The organism is Mesorhizobium sp. M7D.F.Ca.US.004.01.2.1 (assembly GCF_003997785.1).
Classification (GTDB): domain Bacteria; phylum Pseudomonadota; class Alphaproteobacteria; order Rhizobiales; family Rhizobiaceae; genus Mesorhizobium; species Mesorhizobium loti.
Window position 1 is genome coordinate 1 of sequence record NZ_RZRQ01000403.1, and the last position, 4811, is coordinate 4811.

The 4811-nt window shown below is 62.5% G+C and carries 5 protein-coding genes; 3 read left to right on the forward strand and 2 right to left on the reverse strand.

Going from position 1 to position 4811, the window contains the following annotated elements; genetic code table 11:
* Window positions 1-31 precede the first annotated feature (31 nt).
* Window positions 32-1450, forward strand: coding sequence for a magnesium transporter (mgtE, locus tag EN993_RS31525; protein WP_109667923.1), 1419 nt, complete (start codon window positions 32-34; stop codon window positions 1448-1450).
* A 152-nt stretch (window positions 1451-1602) separates the two neighbouring features.
* Window positions 1603-1989 carry a MerR family DNA-binding transcriptional regulator gene (locus tag EN993_RS31530; protein WP_056596491.1) on the forward strand — a complete coding sequence of 129 codons (387 nt, stop codon included), beginning with the start codon at window positions 1603-1605 and terminating at the stop codon, window positions 1987-1989.
* Between the two features lie 6 nt (window positions 1990-1995).
* Here the strand turns inward: EN993_RS31530 and EN993_RS31535 are convergent, their stop codons facing one another.
* Both EN993_RS31535 and EN993_RS31540 read right to left on the reverse strand, forming a co-directional pair.
* Complete coding sequence (locus EN993_RS31535; protein WP_109667921.1) at window positions 1996-2472, reverse strand: isoprenylcysteine carboxylmethyltransferase family protein; 477 nt, start codon at window positions 2470-2472, stop codon at window positions 1996-1998.
* Window positions 2469-3467, reverse strand: a complete 999-nt coding sequence (locus EN993_RS31540) for a DUF1624 domain-containing protein (RefSeq protein WP_127265715.1) — start codon at window positions 3465-3467, stop codon at window positions 2469-2471. Before EN993_RS31540 ends, EN993_RS31535 begins: the two co-directional genes overlap by 4 nt.
* Before the next feature lie 221 nt (window positions 3468-3688).
* Between EN993_RS31540 and EN993_RS31545 the strand changes: the two genes are divergently transcribed.
* A partial coding sequence (locus tag EN993_RS31545) for an MFS transporter (protein ID WP_164757935.1) occupies window positions 3689-4811 on the forward strand: 1123 nt, incomplete at its 3' end.

Genomic DNA, 4811 nt, shown 5'->3' on the forward strand with positions numbered 1-4811 from the left:
TTTTCCGGGATTGCGATGGCGGGAGGCGCTGGTGGAAGGCGAGCACGAACGGACGACCGGCGCCAGGGCCGCCGAGGAGCATCACGCCGACATCTATGGCGAGGACGGCGCCGTCCTTTCGTCCTTCCTTGCGCGGATTGGCGCGGCGATCGCCGACCGCGATACGCTGACCCTAAAGCATGAAGTCGACGACCTGCATCAGTCGGAACTCGGCGACCTGCTCGAGGCGCTGCATCCCGAACAGCGCCGTGCGCTGGTCGAACTCTTGGGCGCGGATTTCGACTTTTCCTCGCTGACCGAGGTCGACGAGGCGATCCGTATGGAGATCGTCGACAATCTGCCCAATGCGCAGATCGCCCAGGCGGTGCAGGAGCTCGATTCCGACGACGCCGTCTACATTCTCGAAGACCTCGAGAAGGAAGACCAGGACGAGATCCTGTCGCAGCTGCCGTTCACCGAGCGGATCAGGCTGCGCCGCTCGCTCGACTATCCCGAAGAGACGGCCGGCCGGCGCATGCAGACCGAGTTCGTCGCGGTGCCGCCATTCTGGACGATCGGCCAGACCATCGATTACATGCGCGAGGACAAGAACCTGCCTGAGCGCTTCAGCCAGATCTTCGTCATCGATCCGACCTTCAAACTGCTCGGCGCCATCGACCTCGACCAGATCCTGCGCACCAGGCGCGCGGTCAAGGTCGAGGAGGTCATGCATGAGACACGGCACGCCATTCCCGCCACCATGGATCAGGAAGAGGCGGCGCGGGAATTCGAACAGTATGACCTATTGTCGGCCGCCGTCGTCGACGAGAACGAGCGGCTGGTCGGCGTGCTGACCATCGATGACGTGGTCGACGTCATCCAGCAGGAGGCCGAGGAAGATCTGATGCGCATGGGCGGCGTCGGCGATGAAGAACTGTCCGACAGTGTTCTCTCCACATCGCGCTCGCGCGTTCCATGGCTGTTGATCAATCTGTTGACGGCATTTCTGGCCGCATCGGTGATCAGTCTGTTCGACCGCACGATCGAACATATCGTGGCGCTGGCAGTGTTGATGCCGATCGTCGCCGGCATGGGCGGCAATGCCGGCTCGCAGACCATGACGGTCACGGTGCGGGCGCTGGCGACAAAGGATCTCGACATCTACAATGCCGGCCGCATCATCCGCCGCGAGATGGGCGTCGGCTTCATCAACGGCATCGTCTTCGCCATCCTGATCGGCATCGTTGCCGCTGCCTGGTTCCGCGACCCCAATTTGGGCGGCATCATTGCGGCGGCGATGATCATCAACATGTTCGCGGCCGCCCTGGCCGGCATCCTGATCCCGCTGCTGCTCGACCGTTTCAAGGTCGATCCGGCGGTCGCTTCGGCGGTTTTCGTCACCACGGTCACCGATGTCGTCGGCTTCTTTGCCTTTCTCGGCATTGCCACATGGTGGTTCGGTGTGCCCTGAAGGCACCTGTCGTGTCTCAATTGACTTTTACGTAAATGCCATGCGAGGCTTGCGCGGGGCGCCATATCGATTCCGGCATGGCATGGGTTTTGGTTCGGGACGGAAGGGCGCCGCATGGCGATCGTTTGGGATTCCGGCGTGCGGGAGTGGCAATGCGAGAATATTATTCGATCACCGAGTTGACTCGCGAGTTCGACGTATCGACGCGGACGCTGCGCTTCTACGAGGACGAGGGGCTGGTGCAGCCAGTGCGGCGTGGCCGCACGCGGCTGTTTCGCCCGTCCGACCGCCACCTCATCCGCCAGATCATGCGCGGCAAAAGGCTCGGTTTCTCGATCAACGAGATCCGCGAAATCATCCAGATGTACAAGGCGCCGCCCGGCGAGGTCGGTCAACTCAAGCTGATGATCAAGCGCATCGAGGAAAAGCGCGAGGATCTCAGACAGAAGCGCCGCGACCTCGAAGAGACACTTGCCGAACTCGATCAGGCAGAGGAATCTTGTGTGGAGCGGCTGGTTGAGCTTGGCGTGAATACGTAGCGCTCGTCAAATCCAGCGCCGCACGCGTTTCGCGTAATCGCGGTATTTCTTGCCGAACTTCGCGGCCAACACCTTTTCCTCGCCTTCGATCGCGGCCTTCTGCGTGGCATAGGCGGCGATGAACGCGAGCGGCAGGAACCACACGATGCCTGAGACAAAGGCGACGCCGATCAAAAGCAGCGTGTTGGCCAGATACATCGGATTGCGGGTGACGCCGAAGGGACCTGTGGTGACGAGGTGATCGGGCACCGCGTTGGGGTTGAGCGTGGTCTTGGCCCGGATCATGGTGCGGATCGCGGTGAACCAGAGTGCGGCGACGGCAAACAGCGCCACCCAACCGGCGGCGAAAAGGATATCGCCCAGGATGTCGCCGATCCAAGGCAGGGGATAGAGCAGGCCAAGCGCGATGCTGATGGCGATGGCGGCGGTATAGATCAGCGGCGGCCACGGTATGATCCCCGGCTTCGGCTGGTTCTCGGTCATTGGACCCCTTCCTCCATCAACTTGCTATCGGTTTTGGCTGTGCACATGCCGGCAAGATCGGACAAATGTGCCCTCCATTCCGCAGTCTGGTCGTTGTTGTAGAGCCGATCAAGCGTGGCCTCGCCCTCGAGCGTATCGAGCATGCAGACACAGTAGCTTGAACAGAACTCCGTGTCGCGCGACTGTTCGCAAGACAGTTGGCAGGTTTTGAGGAAGTTCACCTGCGGGGTTTCGACCTGTGCCGGCATGATCTGCGAGAACAGCCACACGCAGCCGATCAGCAGCGGCTGGTGAATCAGGTAGAAGGCCAGGCTGTGGCGGCCGATGAAGACGAGCGGGTTGGCCCAGCGGCCGGGCTTGAGGTTCGCCAGCCCCGTCAGGACACCCGCGCCCGTGGCAAGCTTGGCGACGCCGATGCCGAGAAGCACAGCGCCGAACCATGGCAACAGGGGCACGTAGTCGTTGGAACGTGGATTGTTCGCCGACAGGCCGACCCACCACAGCCACGGGTGATCGAAGGCCTCCAAGCGCAGATAGACAGGCGCCGCGATGACGAGCGCGGCAACGACCAGCGTCAACAAAGCCGGCAGCCGCAGGAAGGCGAGGCCAAGCAGGCTCGCCAGCGCTATCTCGTGCAATATGCCGAAGAAGATGAAGCCGTCCGGCGTGGCGATGCGGGTGACGACCGAAATCGCGATCGCGGCTCCGGCGACCATGGCGAATCGCTTCCAGAAGCCGTTCCAGCGGATTTGTCGGCCATGGGCGAGGTACAGGCTGACGCCAACCAGGAACAGGAAGGTCGAGGCGATGCAGCGCGCGTAGATCTTCCACCAGCCGAAGGCGGTCAGGCCGGGATCGGTGTAGCCGAAGAATTCCAGATCCCAAGTGAAATGGTAGCTCGCCATGGCGATCAGCGCGATGCCGCGCACGATGTCGATGGCGACGATGCGTTTTGGTCGATCCTGAACGGGTGCGGTCGGCGTTTGGATGCTCATGGTCTCGCATTCTGATTCAGCCCCGCAAGACGACTATCACGGTTGCACCGGACAACAGAAGACCGTGAGCTTTGCCGCGGACGCCGGACCAGGCGCCGCATTAGGCCAGTGGCGGGAAGCCTTTGGCCGACTTCGCTTTTACCGGATACGCGTCGGTTTCCTCTTATTGGCGCGGGGATGGCCGCGCCAGATTTGGCCCTGTGATTCTGCTTGGGGAAGCAATGTCCACCCATGTGCGCCATCCGATCTGGCTACCGGCCCTCAAGGCCGCGGACGCGCGCACCTTCGCTTCGCTCTATGCGGTCGAATCCTTTGCTCGCGCCACCGTGTCGAGCGTCATCCCGATCCAGGCCTATGAGATCCTGCACAACGAGCAGATCGTCTCGATCCTCTACACCGTCGTGGCGATGCTCGGCCTGTCGGTGACATTGTTCATGCCGATGCTGATCCGCCGCTTTGCCCGCCGCTGGGTCTACACGGCCGGCGCCTGCCTGCTCGCCATCGGCTCGCTGTTCTTTGTCACCGACACGCTTGCCGGGCAACTGGCCGGCATGCTGTGCCGCGTGATGGGCGCAAGCGCGCTGTCGATCACGCTCAACCTCTACATCATGGACCACATCCGCAAGACCGATTTCATGCAGGCCGAATCGCTGCGCATGGCATGGTCGATGTTGGCCTGGACCGGCGGGCCGACGCTCGGCATCTTCCTCTACACGCGCTTCGGCATCTATGCCGCGCATGGTGCGGTCGCGGTGTTCGCGATGGCCTTACTGGCGCTGTTCTGGACCTATAGGCTCGGCGACAACCCCTCGATACGCCCGGGCAAGACGCGACCAGCCAATCCGCTGGCCAATATCGGCCGCTTCATCGCCCAGCCCAGGCTGCGGCTGGCGTGGCTGATCGCTTTCGGCCGCTCCTGTTTCTGGACGACATTCTTCGTCTATGGGCCGCTGTTCATGGTGATCACCGGCGAGGGCAAGCTGGCCGGTGGCCTGCTGGTTTCGGCCGGCAACGCGCTGCTGTTCATGGCCATCTTCTGGGGCAAGGCAGGAAAGCGCTTCGGCGGCCGCAGGACCATGACATTTGCCTATTTCGCCATGTCTGCCACGCTGCTGGCGGCGGGCTTCGTCGGCGAAACCGTGCCGCTGCTCACCGGCGCCTTCCTGCTCTGCGGCGCCTTCTTCACCATTGCGCTCGACGCCCTCGGCTCGACCGCCTTCATGCGCTCGGTGCGCTCCTATGAAAGATCGCAGATGGCGGCGGTCTATCGCACCTATCTCGACTTTTCCGAGCTGACGCCGCCGCTGGTCTATTCCGTGGTGCTAGCCTTTTTCGGTCTGGGCT